Annotated in this window: 19 protein-coding genes; 3 read left to right on the top strand and 16 right to left on the bottom strand. The window is 31.4% G+C overall.

Going from position 1 to position 23,751, the window contains the following annotated elements:
* Positions 1 to 127: 127 nt before the first annotated feature.
* Positions 128 to 931 carry a Cof-type HAD-IIB family hydrolase gene (locus G9F71_RS03945; RefSeq protein ID WP_164949626.1) on the bottom strand — a complete coding sequence of 268 codons (804 nt, stop codon included), beginning with the start codon at positions 929 to 931 and terminating at the stop codon, positions 128 to 130.
* A 316-nt stretch (positions 932 to 1,247) separates the two neighbouring features.
* Between G9F71_RS03945 and G9F71_RS03940 the strand changes: the two genes are divergently transcribed.
* On the top strand, positions 1,248 to 2,009 hold the full coding sequence (locus G9F71_RS03940) for a DeoR/GlpR family DNA-binding transcription regulator (protein ID WP_164944790.1): 762 nt from the start codon (positions 1,248 to 1,250) through the stop codon (positions 2,007 to 2,009).
* 201 nt (positions 2,010 to 2,210) lie between these two features.
* On the opposite strand, the gene hcp is transcribed toward G9F71_RS03940, so the two are convergent.
* From hcp to G9F71_RS03905, 7 genes are all read right to left on the bottom strand, one after another.
* Positions 2,211 to 3,929, bottom strand: coding sequence for a hydroxylamine reductase (hcp, locus tag G9F71_RS03935; RefSeq protein ID WP_164949625.1), 1,719 nt, complete (start codon positions 3,927 to 3,929; stop codon positions 2,211 to 2,213).
* A gap of 96 nt (positions 3,930 to 4,025) precedes the next feature.
* Positions 4,026 to 4,973, bottom strand: coding sequence for a sulfite reductase subunit C (asrC, locus tag G9F71_RS03930; RefSeq protein WP_164949624.1), 948 nt, complete (start codon positions 4,971 to 4,973; stop codon positions 4,026 to 4,028).
* Positions 4,974 to 4,986: 13 nt separating this feature from the next.
* Positions 4,987 to 5,778 carry an anaerobic sulfite reductase subunit AsrB gene (asrB, locus tag G9F71_RS03925; protein ID WP_164949623.1) on the bottom strand — a complete coding sequence of 264 codons (792 nt, stop codon included), beginning with the start codon at positions 5,776 to 5,778 and terminating at the stop codon, positions 4,987 to 4,989.
* On the bottom strand, positions 5,779 to 6,786 hold the full coding sequence (asrA, locus tag G9F71_RS03920) for an anaerobic sulfite reductase subunit AsrA (protein WP_164949622.1): 1,008 nt from the start codon (positions 6,784 to 6,786) through the stop codon (positions 5,779 to 5,781).
* A 131-nt stretch (positions 6,787 to 6,917) separates the two neighbouring features.
* Positions 6,918 to 7,604 (bottom strand): Crp/Fnr family transcriptional regulator, encoded by a 687-nt coding sequence (locus tag G9F71_RS03915; RefSeq protein WP_164949621.1) that lies wholly within the window; start codon positions 7,602 to 7,604, stop codon positions 6,918 to 6,920.
* A gap of 165 nt (positions 7,605 to 7,769) precedes the next feature.
* Positions 7,770 to 8,537 carry a formate/nitrite transporter family protein gene (locus G9F71_RS03910; protein WP_164949620.1) on the bottom strand — a complete coding sequence of 256 codons (768 nt, stop codon included), beginning with the start codon at positions 8,535 to 8,537 and terminating at the stop codon, positions 7,770 to 7,772.
* A gap of 161 nt (positions 8,538 to 8,698) precedes the next feature.
* Complete coding sequence (locus tag G9F71_RS03905; protein WP_164949619.1) at positions 8,699 to 9,658, bottom strand: methyl-accepting chemotaxis protein; 960 nt, start codon at positions 9,656 to 9,658, stop codon at positions 8,699 to 8,701.
* A 542-nt stretch (positions 9,659 to 10,200) separates the two neighbouring features.
* Between G9F71_RS03905 and G9F71_RS03900 the strand changes: the two genes are divergently transcribed.
* Entirely contained in the window at positions 10,201 to 10,542 is a 342-nt protein-coding gene (locus G9F71_RS03900) for a cupin domain-containing protein (RefSeq protein ID WP_164944793.1), read from the top strand.
* Positions 10,543 to 10,622: 80 nt separating this feature from the next.
* Here the strand turns inward: G9F71_RS03900 and G9F71_RS03895 are convergent, their stop codons facing one another.
* The 4 genes from G9F71_RS03895 to G9F71_RS03880 all read right to left on the bottom strand — a co-directional run bounded on the left by G9F71_RS03895 (position 10,623) and on the right by G9F71_RS03880 (position 18,698).
* Positions 10,623 to 12,188, bottom strand: a complete 1,566-nt coding sequence (locus G9F71_RS03895) for an FAD-dependent oxidoreductase (RefSeq protein ID WP_164949618.1) — start codon at positions 12,186 to 12,188, stop codon at positions 10,623 to 10,625.
* Between the two features lie 215 nt (positions 12,189 to 12,403).
* Positions 12,404 to 12,907: a hypothetical protein gene (locus G9F71_RS03890; RefSeq protein WP_164949617.1), complete on the bottom strand. Its 504-nt coding sequence runs from the start codon at positions 12,905 to 12,907 to the stop codon at positions 12,404 to 12,406.
* A 109-nt stretch (positions 12,908 to 13,016) separates the two neighbouring features.
* Complete coding sequence (locus tag G9F71_RS03885) at positions 13,017 to 14,750, bottom strand: methyl-accepting chemotaxis protein (RefSeq protein ID WP_164949616.1); 1,734 nt, start codon at positions 14,748 to 14,750, stop codon at positions 13,017 to 13,019.
* Positions 14,751 to 15,269: 519 nt separating this feature from the next.
* Positions 15,270 to 18,698: a pyruvate carboxylase gene (locus tag G9F71_RS03880; protein ID WP_164949615.1), complete on the bottom strand. Its 3,429-nt coding sequence runs from the start codon at positions 18,696 to 18,698 to the stop codon at positions 15,270 to 15,272.
* Positions 18,699 to 19,184: 486 nt separating this feature from the next.
* Here G9F71_RS03880 and G9F71_RS03875 point away from each other — a divergent pair, with 486 nt between their 5' ends.
* Positions 19,185 to 20,450, top strand: coding sequence for a VanW family protein (locus G9F71_RS03875; RefSeq protein ID WP_164949614.1), 1,266 nt, complete (start codon positions 19,185 to 19,187; stop codon positions 20,448 to 20,450).
* Positions 20,451 to 20,566: 116 nt separating this feature from the next.
* Here G9F71_RS03875 and G9F71_RS03870 read toward each other — a convergent pair whose 3' ends face one another.
* The 4 genes from G9F71_RS03870 to G9F71_RS03855 form a co-directional block, all read right to left on the bottom strand.
* A complete protein-coding gene (locus G9F71_RS03870; RefSeq protein WP_164949613.1) occupies positions 20,567 to 21,133 on the bottom strand; it encodes a hypothetical protein in 567 nt (188 codons plus the stop codon).
* 79 nt (positions 21,134 to 21,212) lie between these two features.
* Positions 21,213 to 21,917 (bottom strand): LrgB family protein, encoded by a 705-nt coding sequence (locus G9F71_RS03865; protein WP_164949612.1) that lies wholly within the window; start codon positions 21,915 to 21,917, stop codon positions 21,213 to 21,215.
* The gene (locus G9F71_RS03860) at positions 21,910 to 22,263 is read right to left on the bottom strand and encodes a CidA/LrgA family protein (protein ID WP_164949611.1); all 354 of its coding nucleotides are present in this window, start codon (positions 22,261 to 22,263) and stop codon (positions 21,910 to 21,912) included. Before G9F71_RS03860 ends, G9F71_RS03865 begins: the two co-directional genes overlap by 8 nt.
* A gap of 90 nt (positions 22,264 to 22,353) precedes the next feature.
* Positions 22,354 to 23,529, bottom strand: coding sequence for a class I SAM-dependent methyltransferase (locus G9F71_RS03855; RefSeq protein WP_164949610.1), 1,176 nt, complete (start codon positions 23,527 to 23,529; stop codon positions 22,354 to 22,356).
* Positions 23,530 to 23,751: the final 222 nt, after the last annotated feature.

Raw genomic sequence — 23,751 nt, 5'->3', positions numbered from 1 at the left:
AATTAAAATTCCTCTAAAAAATAACAGTCATATCAAACTATTGATATAACTGCAATTCCCATTAAATATTATGTGTCACCCAGGTGGCAAGTGTCATATTAGTAGAGCCTTTTAAACCTTCTTGTACCTATAATATAAATCTTTCAATAGCTTTTGCCACTCCATCATTATCATTATCTAAAGTTACATATTCAGCTACATCTTTAAGTTCCTCTATAGCATTTCCCATTGCAATTCCAAGACCTGCATAAGTTATCATTTCAATATCATTTGCCTCATCTCCAATGCATATTATCTCTTCTTTTTTAATCCCTAACATATCCCCTAAAACTTTTACACCGTATCCCTTATTACAATCTTTATCCATAACTTCTAATACTATAGGCATAGTCTTTACCACATTATATTCACTATAAAATTCTTTTGGTAACTCAAGCATTTTTTTTTCAAGAAGTTCCTCTGTCTGAGAAAATAATATCTTAGTAATCTCATCCTCATCATTAACATCCCTATTAAAATTAAGAATTTTAACAGGGGTTCCAACGTATTCTGTTTCAAACCTTGTAAACTCATTTTCCTCTGATGCAATAGAACCTTCATGAGTATACGCAATCATATTAAGTCCAAATTCCATGCTTAAAGCATGAGCCTTTACTAAGTCCCTACCCTTTAATCCTTTATAGTTAATGCATTCAAAATCACTGGTTCTATATATAGTTCCCCCATTATTTGCAATAAGGTACTCATTTTCTCCTCTTAAATGGACTTCATCTAAAAATTTATCCAACCCATTAAGTCCTCTTCCAGATGTTATAACAACCTTAACACCTTTTTCTATAGCCTTTTTTATTGCTGCCTTGTTCCCTTTTGAAATAACTTTATTACTATTTAGTAATGTGCCATCCATATCAATAGCTAATAGCTTGTACATACTTTCCCTCCTAGCATTTTTTCTTTAATACTTATTAATTAGGCATCTTCAAAAAATAACTAACCATTATGAGTAGTTTTTATCAGATGCCTAAATATATAAAATATCACGCTAGGTATTACCCTATGACGCTAAATTATACCATCTTCAAATACTTCCTCTGATCAACTCGAGTTGTTTTGTATTATTGTTTATTGTTTGTTATCATTGTATACTATTTAAAGCTTTTTTTCAAGATGTTTTGTAAATTAAGATAGTAATGTTATAATATTAATCACTAGCAACACTAAATGATAATGATTGATGGGGTGCTTAAATGTTTACTGAAGAAAGACTAGAACAAATCTTAAGTATACTTAATAAAACTGGTAGAATAAAAGTAAAAGACCTAAGTCAGCGATTTAATGTTTCAGAAGGGATGATAAGGAAGGATCTACAAAAGCTAGAAAAAGCTGAAGCTCTTCAAAGGACCTATGGCGGAGCTATCCTAAATAGAAAAATCTCTAAAAATAGTTCTATAGCTACTAGGATGAATATAAACTTAAATAGCAAAGAGTTAATATCCCAAAAAGCTTTTGCCCTTATAAATGATGGAGATGTAGTTTTTTTAGATACCTCAAGTATCAATTTTTTGTTAGCTAAATTAATATCTAACGGTACTAAGAAGTTAACTTTAATAACTAATATGTCAATAATACCACCCCTTTTTAATGATAATGAAACCGTTAAGCTAATTTGTATAGGTGGAGTATATAATAATAAATCTGGTGGAGTTTTTGGTTCAGAGGTGACTAAGAGTATATCTAAATATACCTTTAATAAAGGTTTTCTAGGAAGTTCAGGCATAAATTTAATAACAAACAGCGTAGATACTGTTACCTTAGAAGATGGTAATGTTAAAGAAATTATAGTCTCTAATAGTAAAGAGGTATTTTTACTTGTAGAAAAAGAAAAATTTAATGTAGATGGCACCTATAGATTTGCTACTTTAGAGGACATAGATGTTATAATCACGGATTCAGATCTTGCTGATGAGATTCGAGAAAAGCTGGAAAATTCAACTATAAAATTAATTTAGCCATATTTATAAATTTATCCAATAAATTTTCTCACCTAATATATTAAGAGAGTATCTTAATAAAAATGAAATTACAATAAAATAAAATGCACTAAACTCAATTAAAAGTTTAGTGCCTCTATATTTTCAATTATCTCTGCATATCTATAAGCGTTAATCTAGAAATTTGCCACAGCTTCCTGTAGTTCACTAATCTAAGTATTAGCCTTCCATAAACATCTTTATATCATCATCTACACTAGTTATTCCAGCAATTCCGAAGTTGTCAACCAATACATTTACCACGTTTGGTGATAAAAAGGCTGGTAGAGTTGGTCCTAAATGAATTTTTTTAACCCCTAAATGCAGTAGTGCAAGTAATACTATAACTGCCTTTTGTTCATACCATGCAATATTGTAGGAAATCGGAAGTTCATTTATATCATCCAAGCCAAATACTTCTTTAAGTTTAAGTGCTATTACTACTAATGAATATGAATCATTACATTGTCCTGCATCCAATACTCTTGGTATTCCGCCAATATCACCTAAATTCAATTTATTGTATTTATATTTTGCACAACCTGCTGTAAGTATAACTGCATCCTTTGGTAGTTTTTCAGCAAATTCTGTGTAGTAATCGCGACTCTTCATTCTTCCATCGCAGCCCGCCATTACAAAAAATCTCTTTATTGCTCCAGTTTTAACAGCATCTACAATCTTATCCGCAAGAGCTATAACTTGATTATGAGCAAAGCCTCCTACTATTTCACCCTTTTCAATTTCTTTAGGTGCCGCACATTTTTTAGCTTGTTCAATTATTGAAGAAAAATCTTTCGGTTTTCCATTTATCCCATCTGCTATATGCTTAACACCTGCAAAGCCTGTTACTCCTGTAGTGTATATTCTATCTTTATAAGATGCTTTTGGCGTTACAATACAGTTTGTAGTCATAAGTATTGGTCCGTTGAAGCTTTCAAATTCCTGATTCTGCTTCCACCATGCATTTCCATAATTCCCAACCAAGTGCTTGTACTTTTTAAATGCAGGATAATAATTGGCTGGAAGCATTTCGCTGTGAGTATAAATATCTACCCCAGTACCTTCTGTCTGCTTTAATAACTCTTCCATATCCTTTAAGTCATGTCCACTAATTAATATACCAGGCTTGTTTTTAACTCCTATATTAACTTTTGTTATTTCAGGATTTCCATAACTAGAAGTGTTCGCCTTGTCCAGTAATGCCATGGCGGAAACGCCGTACTTACCACATTCAAGAACTAGTGCTACAAGTTCGTCTACTCCTAAACTATCATCCAAAGTAGAAGCTAATCCCTTTTGAGTAAATGCATGAAGTCCATCTTCCTCGTATCCAAGATTATCAGCATGCTTAACATATGCAGCCATACCCTTAAGTCCATAAGTAAGTAATTCTCTTAAGGATCTTATATCTTCATTTTCTGTTGAAAGCACACCAACTTTCCCTGCCTTTACATCAAAGGCTTTTAAATCATTAGAAAACCAAACCGCTGCATCTGGCACGTTTAATTCCTCTTCTTTTCCAAATCCAAAGGTATTTAATATTTTACTAAGCCAACTAGCATTTTCGCCTTTATCGCTTAACTTAACACCAGCTTTTAGAAGCTGCCCTTTTATTTCTTCCCTTAAGCTTAATCCTTTTCTGATTCTTTCAATAAATACATTTCTATCAAAATTTGCATTAGTTATAGTTGCAAATAAACTTTCTATTATAAAATTATCTACTTCCTTATTAACTATACCATTATCTCTAGCACGAACACTGTATACAGATATTCCTTTAGTTATATAAATTAGTAAGTCCTGAGCCTTTGCAAGGTCTTCAGTCTTACCACAGACTCCCTTTACCGTACAGCCTTTACAATTAGCTGCTTCTTGACATTGATAACAAAACATAGACATACAAATCATCCTCCATTTTCACTGTTCTACGCACTATTTGCGCTTGTGTTATGAGATTAGTATACAGATTTATAATTATATTGTCGGTACCCTACGTTACCAGTTAATATGTTTCTTAACCTCTGCCTTTTCTCCTAAGTTTACATCTTTTAAGACCCACTCCTTAAACACTGGATATCCTGTTCTATCAACAATATACCCGATGTGCTCTTTTCCTCCTGGAGCATCTCCATCCATATATTCCTCTATATATGAATAAGTGTTTTTTATTATTTTAATAATACTATCCTCATCCACCCAAGTTATAAAATCCTGAGCAAGTCTAGGATTTTTCTTACCAGTTCTACCCATTATCACAAGTTTATAATATTTCTCAAGGCTTCTACTCCATGCACCTGTTGGACATTTGCCTATACATTCTCCACATCCAATGCATTTGTCCGGACCTCGTACTACTTTGAAGTTTTCCATTTTAAGCGCACCGGTAACTCTTTTTTTACAGTTATTTACGCAGGATTTACAACTAATACATCTGTAAGATTCATATTGAGGCTCTGTCATTCCTATAATCCCAAAATCTTGTATTCTAGCTTTGATACAGTCATTAGGACAACCTGTTAGTGCTACCTTCACATGATAATCATTAGGGAAGATTTCCTTTTCAATCTTTTTTGCAAACTCCGTAGTATTATAATTTGCAAATGGACAGACATTTGCCCCTATACAAGCTGACACATTTCTAGTACCTGCAGCAGAATATCCAGTACTAGGTGAAATTTGATTTATTTCAAGGCCATCGATTACTGATTGAATCATCTTATTAACTTCTGGTATTTTATTTATATCAATATTGGGTATTTCAAAACCTTGTCTTATAGTTATATGAATGCTGCCATCTCCGTAAGTCTCTGCTACCTTTTGCACAACCTCTAAATGTTTAGCTTCTATATGACCACCAGGTACCCTTATTCTTATAGCGATTTTACCTCTTTTCTTAGTTATTCTGTATGCATTTTTTTTAAGCAATTTAGTGTTTATATCCATTACATTCTCCCCCTTAATCTACTAGATGAACTGCATCCAAATAGTTAAAAACAGGTCCCTCTAAACATATATACGTATCATCAATTTTACAGTGGCCACATTTTCCAACTCCACAACACATCTTTCTCTCATAAGATACCCATATATTTTTTTCTTTTACTCCTTTTTTTATAAATTCAGCTACTGTGAATTTAAGCATCATTGGAGGCCCTACTACAATAACTTGTACCTCATCCATATTTTCTACTGGAATATCCGCAATGTATTTTGTTATGAGTCCTACAGTTCCAATATAACCCTCATCTGCACTATCCACAGTTAAAGTTACATTAATATTCTTTTCCCAAACTTTGAAATTTTCTTTAAATAAGATGTCACTAGGTGACTTAAATCCTGCCATTAGATTAAAGCCCTTACACTGCTTTGGATTTTTTGCGAAATAATCTACTATTCCCTTTACTGGTGCCAGTCCAGTTCCACCTGCCGCTACAATAATTTCTTTATTTTTATAGAGGTTTACATCAAATCCATTTCCATAAGGGCCTCTTAAAAACAAGGTTCCTCCTACAAAAAAACTATGAATTACATCTGTAACTGTTCCTACACGTCTTATTGTAAAATCTACATAACCCTCACCTATCTCACTAACAGATATAGGTGACTCTCCAAATTTCGGTATAGATACTTCAAAAAATTGTCCCGGCTTTACAACTCCATCGAACTCCATTCTAAAGGTATAATCCGTTTCTGTATGCTTACTTATTTTAAGTATTTTAGATTTGAAAGGCATGTATATATTTTTCATCTATTCCACCTCATCCATTGCAGTATTTAATTTGTTTATACAATTTGAAAAAGATATATATTCAGGGCATATATCATCACATCTGCCACAACCTATACACATATGATATCCAGCTCTCTTTTTAAAATCATAAACCTTATGCATAACTTTAAATCTCATTCTATCTTTTTTGTCTTTTCTAAAACCATGTCCACCTGCCATATCACTGTACCCCTCTACGTGACAAGATGCCCAAACCCTCCTTCTCTCTCCTAGTTTTTTATTTTCTTTATAAAAGATGTCCTGCATAGTAAAACAAGAGCAAGTACCACAGACAAAATTGCACCTACCACAAGCGATACATCTTGAAGAATACTCATCCCACATTTTTGATTTGAAAACTCTTTGATCTAAATTTTCTGGTATAGTAACCACTATTTCGTTAGCCTTCACAAATTCTGGAGATACTTCTACCTGGTTTATTTTATCTATGTTAAAGTAATTCATTAATTCTTCTGATTTACAATTCACAAAAACCTCATGATCTTGAATTTTAGTGTACATATCATAATCTTCGGTCTTATTGGATTCCATACTTGCGCAAAAGCAATTTTCAAAACTTTCACTACAACCCATAAGCACAAACTTAATTTTAGTTCTTAAAACCTTATAATAATAATCCTCATTTCCATTTCTTAAATAAATTTCATCCAGCCTTTTCATGGCATGAATATCACAACTTCTTAAGAATATTAATATTTTCTTCTCATCTTCTTTTGGCTCTACGCAATCATTTTCAGTAAAATAAAATAATGTTTGAGTAATTGGAAGTATTATTTCTTTAGGAGAAAAACTAGATTTAAGTTTAAATTCTACTTCCCTTATACTCTTTATTTCCTTATACCTAATAGTATCTGTATCCGCAAAAGTTCCTTTTCCCTTTAGAATTACTGGTGCATATACCTTATATTCACGTCGCAATATCTCAAGATGCTCATCAAATTTCTCTATTGTAAGCTTAAATCCCATAAATGCATACCCTCCATTATATTAATATTACTTAATCATCAAATATTGTTAATTAATTCACTATAAAAACTTAATTTATAACTAACTATACATAGTGTATTTTAAACCAAAAAAAAAATATGTGATTTTCATCACACACCTTTAAAATACCTACTTAACTTTTCTCTGTTAACTATGAATTTTCTATGTTTTATTTTAACCATATCCATGATTTCAAGTTCTTTTACTGCCCTTGAAATAGTTTCGCGAGAGCTCCCTAACATATCTGCCAAATAAGTTATGCTTATCTTAATATCTATTAAAACGCCCTCTTCTGTTTGTACACCATAATCTTTAGACAATTTCCAAAGCTTTGCGGCTACCCTCTTATCCATTTTAATAGGAACTGTGTTCTTAATCTGTCTGTACAGTCTTCTTATTTTTTTACTCATAGAGTATAATATAACTTCTGTAAGCTTAAAATCCTGCTTCATTATTTTTAATAAGTCTGCTTTTGATATGCTTATAAGTTCACTGTCTTCAAAGCCTTCGCAATTAATTGAGGCTGTACTATTATCGAAAATTACTTCATTTATAATCTCACCACTATTTAGGATATAGATAACCCTCTTTTGACCCTTTTCCGATAATCTGTACATGGTTACCTTTCCCTCTAGCACTATATATATATTATTTATAATTTCTCTCTCAGCAAACAAAATCTGTGATTTTTTTATTTTTTTTATTATAACACTCTCTCTTATTAAATCCAAAGTTTTATCCTCAACACATTCAAATAAAGGAAGATCTTTTAATTGCCTAAGCGTTATTTGTGCCATCTTAATTTCTCCTTATGAGCTCATTTTGAACCTCATTATTATAAAAATACTCCTATTATACTTATACTCTTATTATACAACAATGAATTTTAAAATTGACCAACAAAAAGAAAGTTTATATTTACCTTAACTAATTCAAACTATAGTAATATATACTTTTATTATTTATTTCTCCTTTGATACATACCAATATGCTGCCCCAATAAATACAGCACCACCTACGAAATTGCCTGAGGTAACCCAAATCAAGTTATGAATTAATCCCCCTATGGAAACTGATGGGGTGTGGGGGATAAATAATGCCGTTGTAAGCAAAGTCATATTCGCAATACTATGTTCAAACCCCGTAGTTATAAATGCAAATAGGCACCAAAAAATCATTATAAGTTTAGCCGTTTCTTCCTTTAATTTAATAGCACACCATACTGCTAAACAGACTAACATGTTACAAAGTAATCCTCTTAGAAATAGTTCTATGCTTGGCGTTGCCATCTTTACTTGTGATGTTTTTAAAATAAAGGTGGCTGTGCTTCCCTTTGCAAGTCCTGCACCTACAAATATTGCGGATATCACTGCTGATCCTAAAAAATTTCCTATAAAACTGTATATCCAAATATTTATTGAATTAAGCCACGAAACTTTCTTTTCTAGAGACCCTATGGTCATAGTCATGTTATTCCCTGTAAAAAGCTCTGAGCCCGCCATTATTACAAGACTTAAGGCAATGCCAAAGGAAGCTCCCATAATAGTTTTTGTTGCCGGAGACTCAGCTGCTGCAAATGACCCTCCAATAGAAAATATTAATAAAATTCCAAATCCCACATAAGCACCAGCTAGCGCCGCACAAGTAAGGTACCTCATTTTGCTTTTTTTTAAGAGTTCAGATTTTTTTACCGCTGATGCAGAGACTTTGTTAATTTCTTCACTAAACAAGATATACCATCTCCTTATATAAATCATATCCACATTTTATCATTACACACAAAAAAAATATGTGACTAATATCACATATTTTCTAAAAGTTAGTCCACTGTTATGGCACTAGCCACTATCCTCCCATTTAACTGATACATCCCCTGCTGCATAAACATTCTCTAGATTAATTTCTTACTATAAGTTGTTAGTTGTCTTTTAGTTTCTTCCAATTGGCGATCTACAACACTTGCCTTTTCTATGTGTTTTATTATACTTTGAGATGTTATTTTTAAGATTTCATCAACATCTACTATTTCTTTACTCATGTTTTTAATGTGATGCTTTTGATCAGTTAAAAGCTCCATTACTCCCCTTACTTCCTGTTCCACTTTTGCTATAGAGGATAAACTTCCGTCTACTTTTTCTGCAGCATTATTAGAAGCCCTCACCCCCCTGGCAATAACTTCATTAGATTTACCTGAATTATTTAAAACTATCTTTGTTTCATCTTCTATCCCACCTATTAAATTTGATATGTCCTTAGTGCTTTGTTTAGTCATTTCTGCTAGTTTTCTTATCTCACCTGCCACTACTGCAAACCCCTGACCATGTTCTCCTGCTCTAGCCGCTTCAATTGCTGCGTTTAAAGCCAAGAGATTTGTTTGCGTTGCAATGCTCGTTATTAACTGAACAACTTCATGTACTTGGCCAAACTTTCTTGCCAATTCATTTATACTTTGGGTATTATTCCTATTTTCACTTTCTAAAGACTTTATTATTTCCACCATTTCATAAATGGCATCCTTACCTTCATAAGATTTTTTAACTGTGTCTTCTGTAATTTCTATAAGCTTATTTCCCTCTAAATATAGACTATCAGTTAAGCCATTAGTATTTTTTGTTAAATGAGAGATTTCATTCATATGTACCTTTACTTTACTCGCAAGTTCGCCTAAAACATCATGCTCACTATCTACAATATGGTGCTGCTTTACAGTCTCCCCTAACAACTTGCTCAAATCTTGAATAAAGCCCTTAGTTTCATTATGAAATTGAACTTCCTTCTGTGTTGTTTCTTCAGCACCCTTGTCCTGATTACTTTCTAATTCTCTGGATTTTGTATTTTTAAATAAATTCATTTGTTTATCTTCCTCCTAATTTTTCTCTAACATTAGAATCATTCTGAAATTTCCTTAAACTTATAGTTTATATCACCTTAGTATTTAAAAGCTTAATCTATATTAATATACTATAAAATATGTATAGATAAAATTTATTTTTATTTTTATTTTTATTATAACTATTTCAATGTAAATATACGGTAACTTCTGTTACACCTTTTATTATTATACAAGATATTATAGAGTGATTTTGTAACTAGTCTCGCTGCTGGATAAGCCTCATAATTTTCGCCAAACTCTAAAAATGTAAATTCAATTTATTTTTATATTTTGATTTGAATCATATTTTTCTAATCAAATTAAACATACAATAGAGTTATAAGAAAGCAAGGTACTTGGACTAAATAGATTTAAAGCATAATGAAATTATAGTAAGCCTTTCTTGATTTTTGCTAAAGTACCTTTGAATAATATTACAACTAGATTTAAAGAAATGAATATTAAGCTTCAAAAGTTTTAATAATAATAATAATAATAATGAAATATAAGGAGGAATAATTATGAATGGGAAATTTTTTAAAAATATTGAAGTTGCAACGGCATTAGGACTAAAAGAAGAGGTATTATATGTAGAAAAACAAGTTGTAAGTAAAACACTAACACAAACAAATAACGTTAGTATAACACTATTTGCCTTTGATAAAGGAGAAGAAATAAGTACACATTCAGCACCTGGAGATGCATTAGTATATGTAACTGAAGGACAGGTTACAATAACAATAGGGGATAATGAGCCTGTTATAGTTAAAGAGGGTGAAATAATATTAATGCCAGCCAACATACCCCATGGCTTAGAGGCTAATGAAAGATTTAAAATGATGTTAGTTATAGTTAAAGGCTAATAGAATAAAAAGCTTCTTTAAACTCGAAAATACTTAACCTAGGCTAAGTATTTTCGAGTTTTTATATAGCATAATTTTTATCAAATTATATTTGAATCAATGGTATTTTTACCTTCTTTGTAGTGATTTAACCTGCAAACAGCTGGCCCTTCTATAATGTCGCCTTCAAAAGTAAATCTTGACCCATGACAAGGACAATCCCAAGATGATTCTGCACTATTCCATTTTAGTTCACAACCTATATGTGTACACGTTATATCAACTATATGAAGCTCACCGTTTTTATCCCTATATGCCCCATATCTTTCTCCATCAATATCTACAACCTTTCCCTGATCATTTTTTAAATCAATATTGTGTTGCCCAATTTCAAGTTTTCCTTTTATTAATTCCTTTGCAACATCAAAGTTTTCCTTAACGAAGTTCGTAATTCCATCAGTTGAAATATGGCGCGATGGATTGTATACATCCTCATAGGGGCTTTTATTCTTAACTATAATATCCCTTAATATATTTGCAGCTGCGGTTCCATTTGTCATTCCCCATTCGCCATAACCTGTAGCTACATAAATATTTTCTGATTTAGAAGTAAGATTACCTACATAAGGTACACCATCTATTGTTATATAATCTTGAGTCGACCATCTATATAAAAATCCCTCAACAGCAAAATTTTCCTGCGCAAATTTTTTCAAATTGTCATAATGCTCCACCATGTCGCCACCATGAGCAGTTTTATGGTCTTGACCCCCAATAATTATCATTTGACCATCTCTATAATTTTGTGAGCGAAAATACCACCCTGCCTCTCCTGAATCTACAAATGTACCTTTTGGCAACTCATCTTTTATTTTAGCTGTTATTACATATGACCTTTCTGCCCGAAGTCTTGCAAAGTATAATCCTAATCCATCATAAAATGGAAAGTGCGAAGCTAAAATAACCTTTGAAGCTCTTACTTTAAAGCCTGTATCTGTTATTACAGTATATAAATTATCATGCTTTATATCTACAGCTCTTGTATGTTCATATATTTGACTTTCATTACCAGAGATATTTTCTGCAACTTTAAGAAGATACTTTCTAGGGTGAAATTGAGCTTGATTTTCAAAACATAGTGCACCTTTTATTGAAAATGGCAAATCTAACTTTTCAACATATTTTGCTTTTATACCTAGGCTTATGGCTGCATCTACTTCTGCCATAATGGTTTCTACATAATCTTCATCTGTTGTATAGGTATATGCTGGCACCCTACAAAAGTCACAATCAATATTATATTTTTTTACTGTGTTTTCTATAAAATCTATGGCACCCTCATTAGCATCTGCATACTGCTTAGCTTTTTTTATTCCTATTCTTTCGATTAAATCACTATATATTATATCGTGTTGTGAAGTAACATAAGCTGTTGTGTGTCCTGTAGTTCCCTGAGCTATTTTATCTGCTTCTATTAATGCTATTTTAAAACCTTCGTTTTTTAAAAGGAGAGCAGTTGTAATTCCTGTAATGCCTCCTCCTATAATTACTATATCAACATTAATATCTTTTTCTAACCTAGGATAGTTTGTTTCAGGAGTTGAATCCAGCCAATAAGATTTAGCGGTTGGCTCATCATTAATACCTATATTATTTTTTTCATTCATAAATAACACCCTTCCTTTTTAAAAAAATGGAGGTATCTATTTTGTGTTTATATAACTAAAAATATGTATATTATTAGTAATGCTTTAATATGAAGTTATAAGAAAAAAGACTTGTTGCAGCTAATAAGAAATATTTAAGTTACGAATTAAGGGAACTCAAATGAGTTCCCTTAATTCGTAATTTAAATATGAAAAGTATTCTTTAAAATCTAAATTTAAAGATTGCTCTTGCTTAAAATAGCATTAACTTGACTTGAATTATCTAGTTTATTATTGGTAGTACTAGTATTAGTTTGCTCTTGCACTATAGTTTGTAGTAATTTAGACATGTCATTACTGCTATTCGTACTTGGAAAAAGACTATTTGAACTATCTTCACTTTCAACAGTACCAATACTTGAACTACTATTTGTATCTTGTTTTGTCATAATCTGCATCATTTGTTGCATAACCATTTGTTGAAGCTGCTCAGTCTTTTGAGATTGTAATGATACACTATCTAGTCCATTAACTATATTATCCTTACTATTAACATTAGGAATACTTGTCCCAGCATTATTTAAAGTCGTATTTTGTGAATTGTTCACTATCTGATTAAGTAAAGCTTCAAAACTAGAACTAGCATCTCCTGTTGAATCGTTACCTAAAATTCCTTTTGTTGATTGCGTTGCTCCATTACTTATAGTCTTCACCAGTTGTGATATTTTATTAATCTCCATAACTATCCCTCCTCATTTGTTTAACAAACAAACTTTTATATCTCTCATTTTACTCTTTATAAAAATAATTTTCTATAGTTTTTATAATTACATACCTTATTATTTCTTGTTAAATCTTAAACTTCTGTACCAATTCATTAAGCTTTTGTGCAAATTCTGCTTGAATTTGTGAAGTTTGTGCTACTTGTTCCATAGCTTTTGAGGTTTCATCAATACTAATTTGAATCTCTCCTGTACGTTCTGCCGAAAGCTGTGAATTCTCAGCCAAAATTTGAACTGCCGTACTAACTTGATTTACTGTAGCTTCCACCCCTTCTGACATTAATGCAATTTCTTCTGACATGGCGCTTATAAAGTCACCATCCTCACCATATTGTTTTCCTGCTCTTGAATATTGTTCTAAAACAGGTTTAATATTTTCTATAATGAATTTAAGTATATCATTGCTATTTCCTGATAAATTCTTAAATGCATCTTGAACTTTTACTATTGTACTTTGAATAGTATTTACAGTTTCTGAGGATTTTTCTGCAAGCTTTCTTACTTCATCTGCAACTACTGCAAAACCTTTGCCCTGTTCTCCAGCTCTAGCAGCTTCAATAGCTGCATTTAATGCAAGTAAATTAGTTTGTGCTGCAATTGCTGCAATTCCATCAGCCATAACTTTTATTTCATCTACAACTTTTCCATCTTCTATAGCTTTTAATATATTCTTTTCCTTTTCTTCATAAATACTGTTACTTTTTTCCAATGCGCTTTTAGCATATTCCTGAACATTTTTGGCTCTATCCTTAATTTGAGCAGCATTACCGCTACCTTCCATAGCCTTTGAAGATAGTTCTTCCATACTTGCATTAACTTCTTCAACTGATGCAGTTATTTCCTCTGATGTAGCACTGGCTTCTTGAACCGAACTATTTATTTCCGCTGTTGAACGATCTATAACTTCTATTCTAGATGTTATTTCCTGAGTTGTAGCTGAAAGTTCTTCAGAAGATGCACTCATATCAGAAGAATTGTTCATTATCTCTTTTATTAAGCTACTTACATTTTCCTGTGAAGTATTTAAAGCTAAAGCTGTTTGTCCAAATTCATCTTTTCTTGTAATAGTAATTGGAGTTGAGAAATCATAAGACGATAATCTCTGCGCTAAATCTTTAATTTTGTTTAATGGCCCCATTATATTCTTACTTAATATGTACCCCATAAGAATTATGATTAAAAATGCTATGGTTGTATAAATTATAATTAAATTTCTAGCATTATTAAATTGGGCTGTATTATTTGAATTTACCTGCTCCGCTGATTTTGTATTTATAGCAATTAATTTAACTAAGGCATCAAAAACAGGTTGTCTTATTGAGGCTTCCTGTGTGTTATAAATTTTAACTGCTTCCTCATAGTTTCCTGCTTTCACAAGTTCAATACTCTTAGTTTTTAACTCTGTATATTTTGCTAATTCATTTTTAAAATCGTCATCGATTTTTGTCATTTCTTTTTCTACATCAAGATTTAATTCGGCTGGCAAACTATTATATGTTTGATGTGTCTTTTCATTTTCATCTGTTAAATCATTATTGATTTTTATTTGTTCATCTAATTTAGACTTATCTCTTTCAAAAACAATTCTAAGCATATTAGCACTACCATAATTTAATTTTCCTTTAATTTCCTCTAAATCTTCGATAGCTCTTAAATTAGTGCTATATATAATCTTAGAACCCTTATTTATCTTTAATGAACTTGCTATACCCTCTGCTCCTATTAAAACTATAAAAATACAAATTACTGAAAATACTGATATAAGTTTTTTCTTTAAACTTAAATTTATAAAAAATTGCATTTTAACTCATCCCTTCTTTTTTTCATCATACATTCCTTAATATATCGTACCTAAAGTGCTTTACTATAAAAAATCTGATTATGTCATCCACACTTTTTTAACATTTAAAATATTCCCCCTTCGGCAATACCTTCATGCCTAATCCTATATTACTGTAGTAATCATTTAAGTTACGTGCTTTTTATTTTTAAGCCTGTTCTAAAATAATTATAATCCTATGCCTTATTATCGATTAAATTACTATTTACTTTACATTTATATCAATCGTTTGCTGTGTTTTTTTTACTAGTTTTGTAACTTGTACTTAATAATAACATATTTAAATCATTTATTTATTTTTTTGCAATTTGTTTCGTCAAAATACCTGTTATTTTTACAAATCTAATCTTAATAAAACTTATTCCCTTATTATAATCAAAATAAAAGCCAAATGCGCTGGTTCAAGAATTTCAATTCTCTCTACCAACGCATTAAATATGTTATATATCTTCCACACGCTTGCCACGTGGCTGTTACTTTTTATTTTAAATTTATTAGCAATTCTCCAGCCCTTACTTGTTGCCCTTCTTTAACATTAATTGACTCAACCACACCTGCTATGCTTGCACTTACTCTAGTCTCCATTTTCATAGCCTCAACTATCATTAATGGTTGATTTTCAGTTACTGTATCTCCCTGCGCCACTAAAATGGCTGAGACAGTTCCAGGTATTGGCGATCCAATCTCTAAAGGATTTGATGCATCCGCCATTTCTGAGGCTTGGAACTCTTGTAAAACTTTGTTATTTCTATCTTTTATTTTTATTTCTCTTCTATTTCCATCCACTTCAAAAGCCACAACTTTGTTGCCTTCTAAATCTAATTTACCTATTTTAAGTAGCTTTATCATGTAGGCTTTTCCATCAGCAATTTCAGCTTCACAGGTTTCACCTTCGCTTAGCCCGTGGAAATAAACATCACTTCCAATTCTACTTAAATCTCCAAACTCCTTAGTGTATTTTATATAGCCATCGAATACCTCAGGGTATAAGGAATAGCTTAGCAAATCTTTTTTATCTGGAACAATATTAAATTTTTCTATTAAGTGTTTTTCTATTTTACTAAAATCTTCGTCAGGAAGCAATTCACCAGGCCTTGCGGTAATTGGCTCTTCCCCCCTTAAAACTAATTTCTGAAGCTTTTCTGGAAAGCCTCCCATTGGTTGACCCATCATTCCTTTAAAGTATGCTACAACGGAATCTGGGAAAGACATATTAGTTGCTTTGTGGTATATATTTTCTGGTGTAAGGTCATTTTGAACCATAAATATTGCAAAGTCCCCAACCATTTTAGAGGATGGAGTTACCTTTACAATATCCCCTACCATATCATTTACTACCTTATACATTTCTTTAATTTCATTAAATTTATGGGAAAGACCGAAACTTTCTACCTGTGGTTTAAGGTTAGAGTATTGACCTCCTGGAATCTCATATCGATAAATTTCAGCAGAACCAGATTTTAGTCCCGATTCAAACTTAGAATAAACTGGTCTTACTGCATCCCAATAATCTGAAATTCCTTGAATCCCTTTAAGTTCTATACCAGTATCTCTGTCAGTATTCTTAAGTGCTGCAACAACTGAGTTTAGAGCTGGTTGACTAGTAAGTCCTGACATACTATTAAAAGCAGTATCCACAATGTCCACACCAGCCTCTGCCGCCATCAAAACTGTAGCAACTCCATTGCCCGTAGTATCATGGGTATGAAGATGTATAGGCATTCCTACTTCTTTTTTCAGAGCATCTATTAGCTTAAATGCAGCATGAGGTTTAAGTAATGCAGACATATCTTTTATTCCCAAAATATGAGCTCCTGTTTTTTCAATTTCCTTTGCTAGCTTAATATAATAATCTAAATTATATTTATCTTTTTTATCATTTAAGATATCCCCAGTGTAACAAATACACGCTTCTGCAACCTTTCCACTTTTAAGAACTTCCTCTATTGAAACTTCCATTCCTTTTAACCAATTCAGTGAATCAAAAATTCTAAAAACATCAATACCAGTCTCTGCAGATTCTTTAATAAATTCCCGAATTATATTATCCGGATAATTTTTATAGCCTACTGCATTTGCTCCACGTATAAGCATTTGGAAAAGCACATTAGGAATTTTCGTTCGTAGCTGCGAAAGCCTTTCCCATGGGGATTCATTTAAAAAACGATAAGCTACATCAAAAGTAGCTCCTCCCCACATCTCAAGGGAAAACAAATCTCCTCCATAAACAGATGTTGCACTTGCTATCTTTAACATATCCTTTGTTCGCACTCTAGTCGCCATTAAGGATTGATGAGCATCTCTCATAGTAGTATCTGTTAACAATAATTTATTTTGATCTTTCACCCATTTTAAAAGACCTTCTGTCCCCTGCATATCTAATATCTGTTTTGTCCCACTTAATTTTTCTGGCATTATAATTTTGGGAACTTGTGGCACATCATAAAGCTTTTTAATGCCATTAGTTTCATTTACCACTTTTTCACCAATGAACTTTAACACTTTGCTTTCTTCATCTGCCTTAGGTGCAATGGATATTAATTCTGGATTTTCTTCAATAAAATCTGTATTACATTCTCCCTTTAAAAAAGTAGGATGATTCAATACATTAATTAAAAAACCTACATTTGTCTTTACTCCCGTAATTTTAGTTTCTTCCACAGCCCTTATAGATTTCTTTATGGCATCTTGAAAGGTTCTAGACCAAGATATGTTTTTTACGAGTAGACTATCGTAATAAGGACTAATTACAGCTCCTGCGAAACCATTACCACCATCAAGCCTTATTCCAAATCCAGAACCTGTTCTATATTCTTCTATTTTCCCAGTATCTGGTGCAAAATTATTAGAAGGGTCCTCTGTTGTTATTCGGCACTGAATAGAATATCCGTTAACTTTAACATCCTCTTGACAAGAGATTCCAATATTTTCGGAATTTAGTGCGTAATCTTCTGCTATCAAAATTTGACTTTGAACTATATCAATACCTGTCACCATTTCTGTAATAGTATGCTCAACTTGAATTCTAGGGTTCATTTCTATAAAAAAATGATTTCCATGGGTATCAACTAAGAACTCTAAGGTTCCAGCACTTCTATAATTTACTGATTTAGCTATTTTTAGTGCGTCACTACATATTTCATTTCTTTTTTCCTGCGATATTGAAAAAGCAGGAGTATATTCTACAACCTTTTGATGCCTTCTTTGAATAGAGCAATCTCTTTCATGCAAATGAACAATATTGCCAAACTTATCTCCAAGAACCTGCACTTCTATATGTTTAGACTTTTCAAGATATTTTTCTATATAAAGCTGGTCAATACCAAAGGCTTTTTTTGCTTCACTTTTAGCACTTCTATAAGAAGAGGCAAGTTCTCCTTCGTTTCTTACAATTCGCATACCGCGCCCACCGCCACCAGCAACTGCCTTTATCATAACGGGATATCCACATTTCGCGGCAAGTTCCTTTGCCTGCTCAATTGTTTCAACTTCTTTTTTATCTCCAGGTATAGTGGGAACTCCCACTGCATTTGCTACAATTTTTGATTTAATCTTGTCTCCCAGTTTATCCATCATTTCTGCTGTGGGTCCTATAAATTCAATACCTGCACTAGCACACTTTTTTGCAAATTCAGGGTTTTCTGATAAGAAACCATACCCTGGATGAATGGCGTCCACTCCTTTTTTAAGTGCAAGACTTATTATCTCCTCAATGTTAAGATATGCCTCAACGGGACTCTTGTTTTCTCCAATTAAATAAGCTTCATCTGCCTTAGTTTTGAAAAGTGAATATTTATCCTCATTGGAATAAATCGCCACGGTACGAATCCCGAGTTCATGACAGGCTCTAAAAATTCTTATGGCAATTTCGCCTCTATTTGCTACTAGTACTCTTTTAAATTTTTTCACTGTTTATACCCCCTGTATTAAGCTTTTGCGCACTTTATTTTTCATTGTTCATTACCAACTACAATACATGATTTTTAGAATAAATGCAATTTTTTTTTATTTTTCCGTCAAAATAGTGCCACCCACATGGCAATTGGCATGTGGGTGGCATATAGATTATATTGCTAGTTGCAAACAGATTTATCAAACCCATATATTTATATGCTGATAGCATTATATAATTCTATTGGAATGTTCACGGCCTACACTGCATTTATCACCTATAACCTTATATTTAGCAGTATAATAATATTTCTCAGAAAATGAGTATTTGAAAATATTGAACTATAAAATAGATAATAATAAGATGTACTTGTTATCATTTAAAATCAATTAGAAAAATATTAAATATATAAGAGTAATGCTATTGTAAAACATCTACAATAGTTTTATTATTATACATATATAATATATTTATTATTAATCATAAGAAGAGGTGCAACAACAATGTTGTCAAATGTTATTACAAAAACAGAAAAACAAACGAAAAAAAGAAAAAAGCCAGTATTTGTTATAATTGGAGTTCTATTTAGTATACAAGGAATTAGCATGTATTATAACATAACAAAATACAAATCAAAAATATATCCAAAGGTATGGGTAGAAGATGTATATGTAGGTGGAAAGACAGTGGATGAAGCAAAAAAAGCTATTGTTGAAAATCAAAATAACCTCATTGCGCAAAAAAACATAACAGTAAAACTTAATAACAAGCAATATACTATTGATACATCAAAACTTGATATGAAATATAATTATATTAAAGTCCTTGATAGTGCTTATGATATTGGCAGAAAAGATAATATTTTCAAAAATTTTCTTGCTATAAATTCACATGGTGAGAAAGTTCTTAAGCTTAAGCATACTTACAATTATAATATTGTAGATACAGTTCTTAAGGAGATTGTTAAAGAGAATAGTAAAAAAGCAACCAATGCAACTCTTATTAAAAACACTTTGGGGCAATTGCTTATAGCTAAAGAGGAATATGGATATACGGTTGATCCCGCAATTTTAAAACAAGCTATAATTAACAAAATTAATAATATTGAACAAGAACAAAATTTAATAGTCCAAGCTGAATTAAAAAAAATTGAACCAAAGATTAAAGAAAATGATTTAAAAGGTATAAATACTATGATATCTACTGTTACAACTGACTTTGAGAATTCAAGTGAAAATCGCTCAGAAAATATTAGAGTAGCTTCCAGCGCTATAAATGGAAAAATTCTTATGCCAGGTGATATTTTCAGCTTTAATGATGAAGTAGGTGAAAGATCTATTGAAAGAGGATATAAAACTGCAAAAGGAATTATAGATGATAAAATTGTAGATGACATAGGTGGTGGAGTGTGCCAAGTCTCAACTACACTCTATAATGCTATTTTGAGAACTAATATAATTTCTGTGGAAAGGTACCCTCACACTTTACATTCCGCATATATTGGTCAAGGATTAGATGCTACAGTTGCCTACGGACTTCTGGATTATAGGTTTAAAAATACATATTCTTACCCAATATATATAGAATCTATAGTGCAAAACAAAACTGTAACATTTAATGTGTACTCAAATTCAATTCTTAGTAATAAACAATATGAGGTTATTAATGAAGTGGTGGGAGATAAGGTAAATGTTTTTAGGGTTACTTATGAGAATGGCAACCTCTTATCTAAATCTTTGCTTTACACCGATACTATTAGCAAAACATAACCTAAAAAAAGAAACAGCAAGTTTGCAAAATATTCTGCAACCTTACTGCCTCTTTAAAATCCACTATTTAATTATTTATCCACAAGAGAATTCCTATATACAATATTTACACACATTTACTTAACTTTATTTAAGTTCTCTAATAATTCATTGAAATTTTTCTTAGCTACTATTTCTCTGTCCTTATAATTTCCCATCTTTTCTTTATGTAGCTTTTCATTTTTATCTAAATTTATTAGCTCCTCTAGTATAGTTTCTCTAAAACTTGGGATGATATTTATTATCTTTTTTACTCCATAAATGTACTCATCATCATAAAGCTTAAAACACTCAAATAAACCTGATGTAAGTCTACCATCTGAAAAGATATAAATATATCTATCACTCATTTTTTCTGATAAATCAACTTCAATTTTATGCTTATATAACCTAAATATAACATCATTCTTTTCAACAAAAACAGGAAATATCATAGAAAAAAGCTCTATTAATTCTTCTTCTTGTTCAACCAAACCTGTAAAATCATTCTCATTAAGTTTCTCAATTATATCATCTGTAAAAATACACCTGCGTATCTCTTTTCCCAATTTACTTCTTAATTTTTGCTCCTTCTCATCAGATACTAAATTGTCTATTGAATCAAATAATTTATTTAGCGGCCCTTTGTTTTCATTTTTCTCCATAAAAATACCTCCTTATCAAGCTTATATTATGTTTGTAGACACAATTTAACTGCCACCTAAAATACAGTATATTAATAAATTATTTTAAGAATGCAAGAAATATTTTCCACAAAACAGGGTATAAAAGAACAGCAACAATTCCTGAAATAGCCATAGTTAAGCCACTCATTGCCCCCTCAGTTTCCCCTATTTCCATAGCCCTGGCTGTCCCAAGCGCATGAGCAGACGCTCCCATAGCAATTCCTAGGGCAACTTTATCTTTAATTTTAAAAATACTATATAGAAAGGGGCCCACAATTGAACCTATAATCCCGGTCATTATTATAGCTACAACCGTAATTGATGGAAGTCCACCCAACTGCTTTGATAAAACTATTCCTATAGGTGTTGTTATAGACTTTGGTATCAAAGATTCAATAATTACATTGTCAATCCCAAATAATTTTGAAAGAGACACTACACATACAAAACCCACAATAGCACCACTAAAAATTCCTATAAGTATTGGAATAGCATTTTCTTTAAATAATGAAAATTTCTTATACATAGGCAAAGCTAATGCCACTGTAGCAGGAAATAAGAAAAACGAGATTATTTGCCCTCCGTTATTGTAGTCTTCATATTTAATATGAAATTTTGTAAGAAAAACTATTAATATAATAATTGCTATTAAAAGTGGATTGAAAATTGGAAGTTTTCCTTTTTTCTTTATATAAATTCCAATTTCATAAGCAATAAGGGATATTAGCACACCAAAAACTGGTGAGGCAATTAAATTATTCATATTTACGTCCACTCCTCAAAATTTTAACTACGAAGGCTGTTACAATCCAAACTAAACACGTGGAAATAATAACTATAATGATAAATGGTATCCATTTTCCTTTTAACACACCGAATGCTGTCATTAAACCTACTCCAGCAGGAATAAAGAAAAAAGACATGTTTGATAAAAGAAACTCACAAAGTTCTTCTATCATTTCAACTTTAATTATTCCTATTTGTAATCCTAAAAACAATAAAATAAGTCCAATTACTGATCCTGGAATTGGCAAATTAAATATTAGTTGTAATACGGTTCCAATAAGATATGGAATCAAAATAATCATTAATTGTCTTAAGTACTTCATTATTTCACCTACTTTTTATATAATATTTACATACATGCAATCAAAAATCTATCTTTGTAATTTTATTATTAAATTTCATAAGGCATTTACCTATTTATACATATACTCTCTTGTGCAAGGCAAATCATTATTTACACCTTTTACAAATAATATTTGGTGAAGATTTATATTAGCACAATTAAAAGATGCTGCACAGGAATTTAAATATAGTCTCCACATTCTTATAAATGTTTCATCTTTACTCTTTTCTATTATAGGAAGAGCATTCTCAAAATTTTCAGCCCAATGTTCCAATGTTTTTCCATAGTGTCTTCTAAGATTTTCTATATCTATTAATTCAAATTTCCGTTCTGCTATATAAGTAATTATGTTTTTAATTCCAGGTATGTCTCCACCTGGAAAAATATATTTATCTATCCATGTGTTTGTACCGCTTTCATTTACTCCTGTTATACAATGAAGTAAAGACAGACCTTTTTCCTTTAAAAGATTATTTACTACATCAAAGTATTCAGGCAAATTTTCTTTTCCTACATGCTCTAGCATTCCTATGCTAACTATTCTATCAAAACTCATATTCTTCAATTCTCTGTAATCTACAAGCCGAACCTGAACTAACTCCTCTAATCCTTCAGCTTTTATTCTTTCATTAGCCTTTTGAAGTTGTTCTGAGCTTAAGGTAATTCCAGTAGCCTTCACTTTATATTGTTTAGCTGCTGAAATTATGAGTTCACCCCATCCACAACCTATATCAAGTAAGCTTTGACCTTGCTTTAAGTTTAATTTTTTTAAAATATAATCTATTTTGTTCTTTTGAGCTTGATTTAAAGAGTCTGTATCCTTTTCAAAATATGCGCACGAATAAGTCATATTATCATCTAACCATAATTTATAAAAGTCATTACCAATATCATAATGAAATTGTATGTTATCTTTGCTTTTTTTTATAGTACTTTTTACTATTTTAATTAGTTTTTGATACATCTCACTTTTTCTCAAAAAGCTTTCCTTATTGTTATATAAGGATTCTATAACAGACTGCACACTACCTTCTATATCTATTTTTTTAGTCATATATGCTTCTCCTAAGGCTATTGATGGATCATTTATAATATCACCTTTTGGTATTGGCTCATTAAAAATAATTTTAAATTTAGACTCACCTTCACCGTAGTTTTCTTCACTCCCATCCCAAAACACAATTCCAAATGAATCAGAAAACATGTTTTTTAATAAAGTTTTATAAAACAGTTTATCAGCAACCAAAATCTATCACTCCTTATATAAATCTTAAATATAATCCACTAATAATTACTTATGCACCTCATAATAGTAAAAACCAGTCTAATTAGGTATAACATTCTTTCCTGTAGCAGTCAAAAGGCAAACACAGAAGAATAGGGCTTAGTAAACGATAATCATAATTTCATAGATATGGAATTGTTTCATTTACTTAGATTTTCTAAAAAACATTGCCACCAACATGGC

This window comes from Clostridium sp. FP2, assembly GCF_011065955.2.
Lineage (GTDB): Bacteria > Bacillota > Clostridia > Clostridiales > Clostridiaceae > Clostridium_AD > Clostridium_AD tagluense.
This window is presented reverse-complemented; position numbering and strand designations above follow the sequence as displayed.

Coding starts and splice junctions, on each gene's coding strand:
- hcp (WP_164949625.1), bottom strand. CDS start 3,929: ATGTCTATGTTTTGTTATCAATGTCAAGAAGCAGCTAATTGTAAAGGC.
- G9F71_RS03895 (WP_164949618.1), bottom strand. CDS start 12,188: ATGAATGAAAAAAATAATATAGGTATTAATGATGAGCCAACCGCTAAA.
- asrA (WP_164949622.1), bottom strand. CDS start 6,786: ATGGGATTTAAGCTTACAATAGAGAAATTTGATGAGCATCTTGAGATA.
- G9F71_RS03860 (WP_164949611.1), bottom strand. CDS start 22,263: ATGAAGTACTTAAGACAATTAATGATTATTTTGATTCCATATCTTATT.
- G9F71_RS03915 (WP_164949621.1), bottom strand. CDS start 7,604: ATGGCACAAATAACGCTTAGGCAATTAAAAGATCTTCCTTTATTTGAA.
- G9F71_RS03900 (WP_164944793.1), top strand. CDS start 10,201: ATGAATGGGAAATTTTTTAAAAATATTGAAGTTGCAACGGCATTAGGA.
- G9F71_RS03940 (WP_164944790.1), top strand. CDS start 1,248: ATGTTTACTGAAGAAAGACTAGAACAAATCTTAAGTATACTTAATAAA.
- G9F71_RS03865 (WP_164949612.1), bottom strand. CDS start 21,917: ATGAATAATTTAATTGCCTCACCAGTTTTTGGTGTGCTAATATCCCTT.
- G9F71_RS03875 (WP_164949614.1), top strand. CDS start 19,185: ATGTTGTCAAATGTTATTACAAAAACAGAAAAACAAACGAAAAAAAGA.
- G9F71_RS03905 (WP_164949619.1), bottom strand. CDS start 9,658: ATGAATTTATTTAAAAATACAAAATCCAGAGAATTAGAAAGTAATCAG.
- asrC (WP_164949624.1), bottom strand. CDS start 4,973: ATGGATATAAACACTAAATTGCTTAAAAAAAATGCATACAGAATAACT.
- G9F71_RS03870 (WP_164949613.1), bottom strand. CDS start 21,133: ATGGAGAAAAATGAAAACAAAGGGCCGCTAAATAAATTATTTGATTCA.
- asrB (WP_164949623.1), bottom strand. CDS start 5,778: ATGAAAAATATATACATGCCTTTCAAATCTAAAATACTTAAAATAAGT.
- G9F71_RS03890 (WP_164949617.1), bottom strand. CDS start 12,907: ATGGAGATTAATAAAATATCACAACTGGTGAAGACTATAAGTAATGGA.
- G9F71_RS03885 (WP_164949616.1), bottom strand. CDS start 14,750: ATGCAATTTTTTATAAATTTAAGTTTAAAGAAAAAACTTATATCAGTA.
- G9F71_RS03945 (WP_164949626.1), bottom strand. CDS start 931: ATGTACAAGCTATTAGCTATTGATATGGATGGCACATTACTAAATAGT.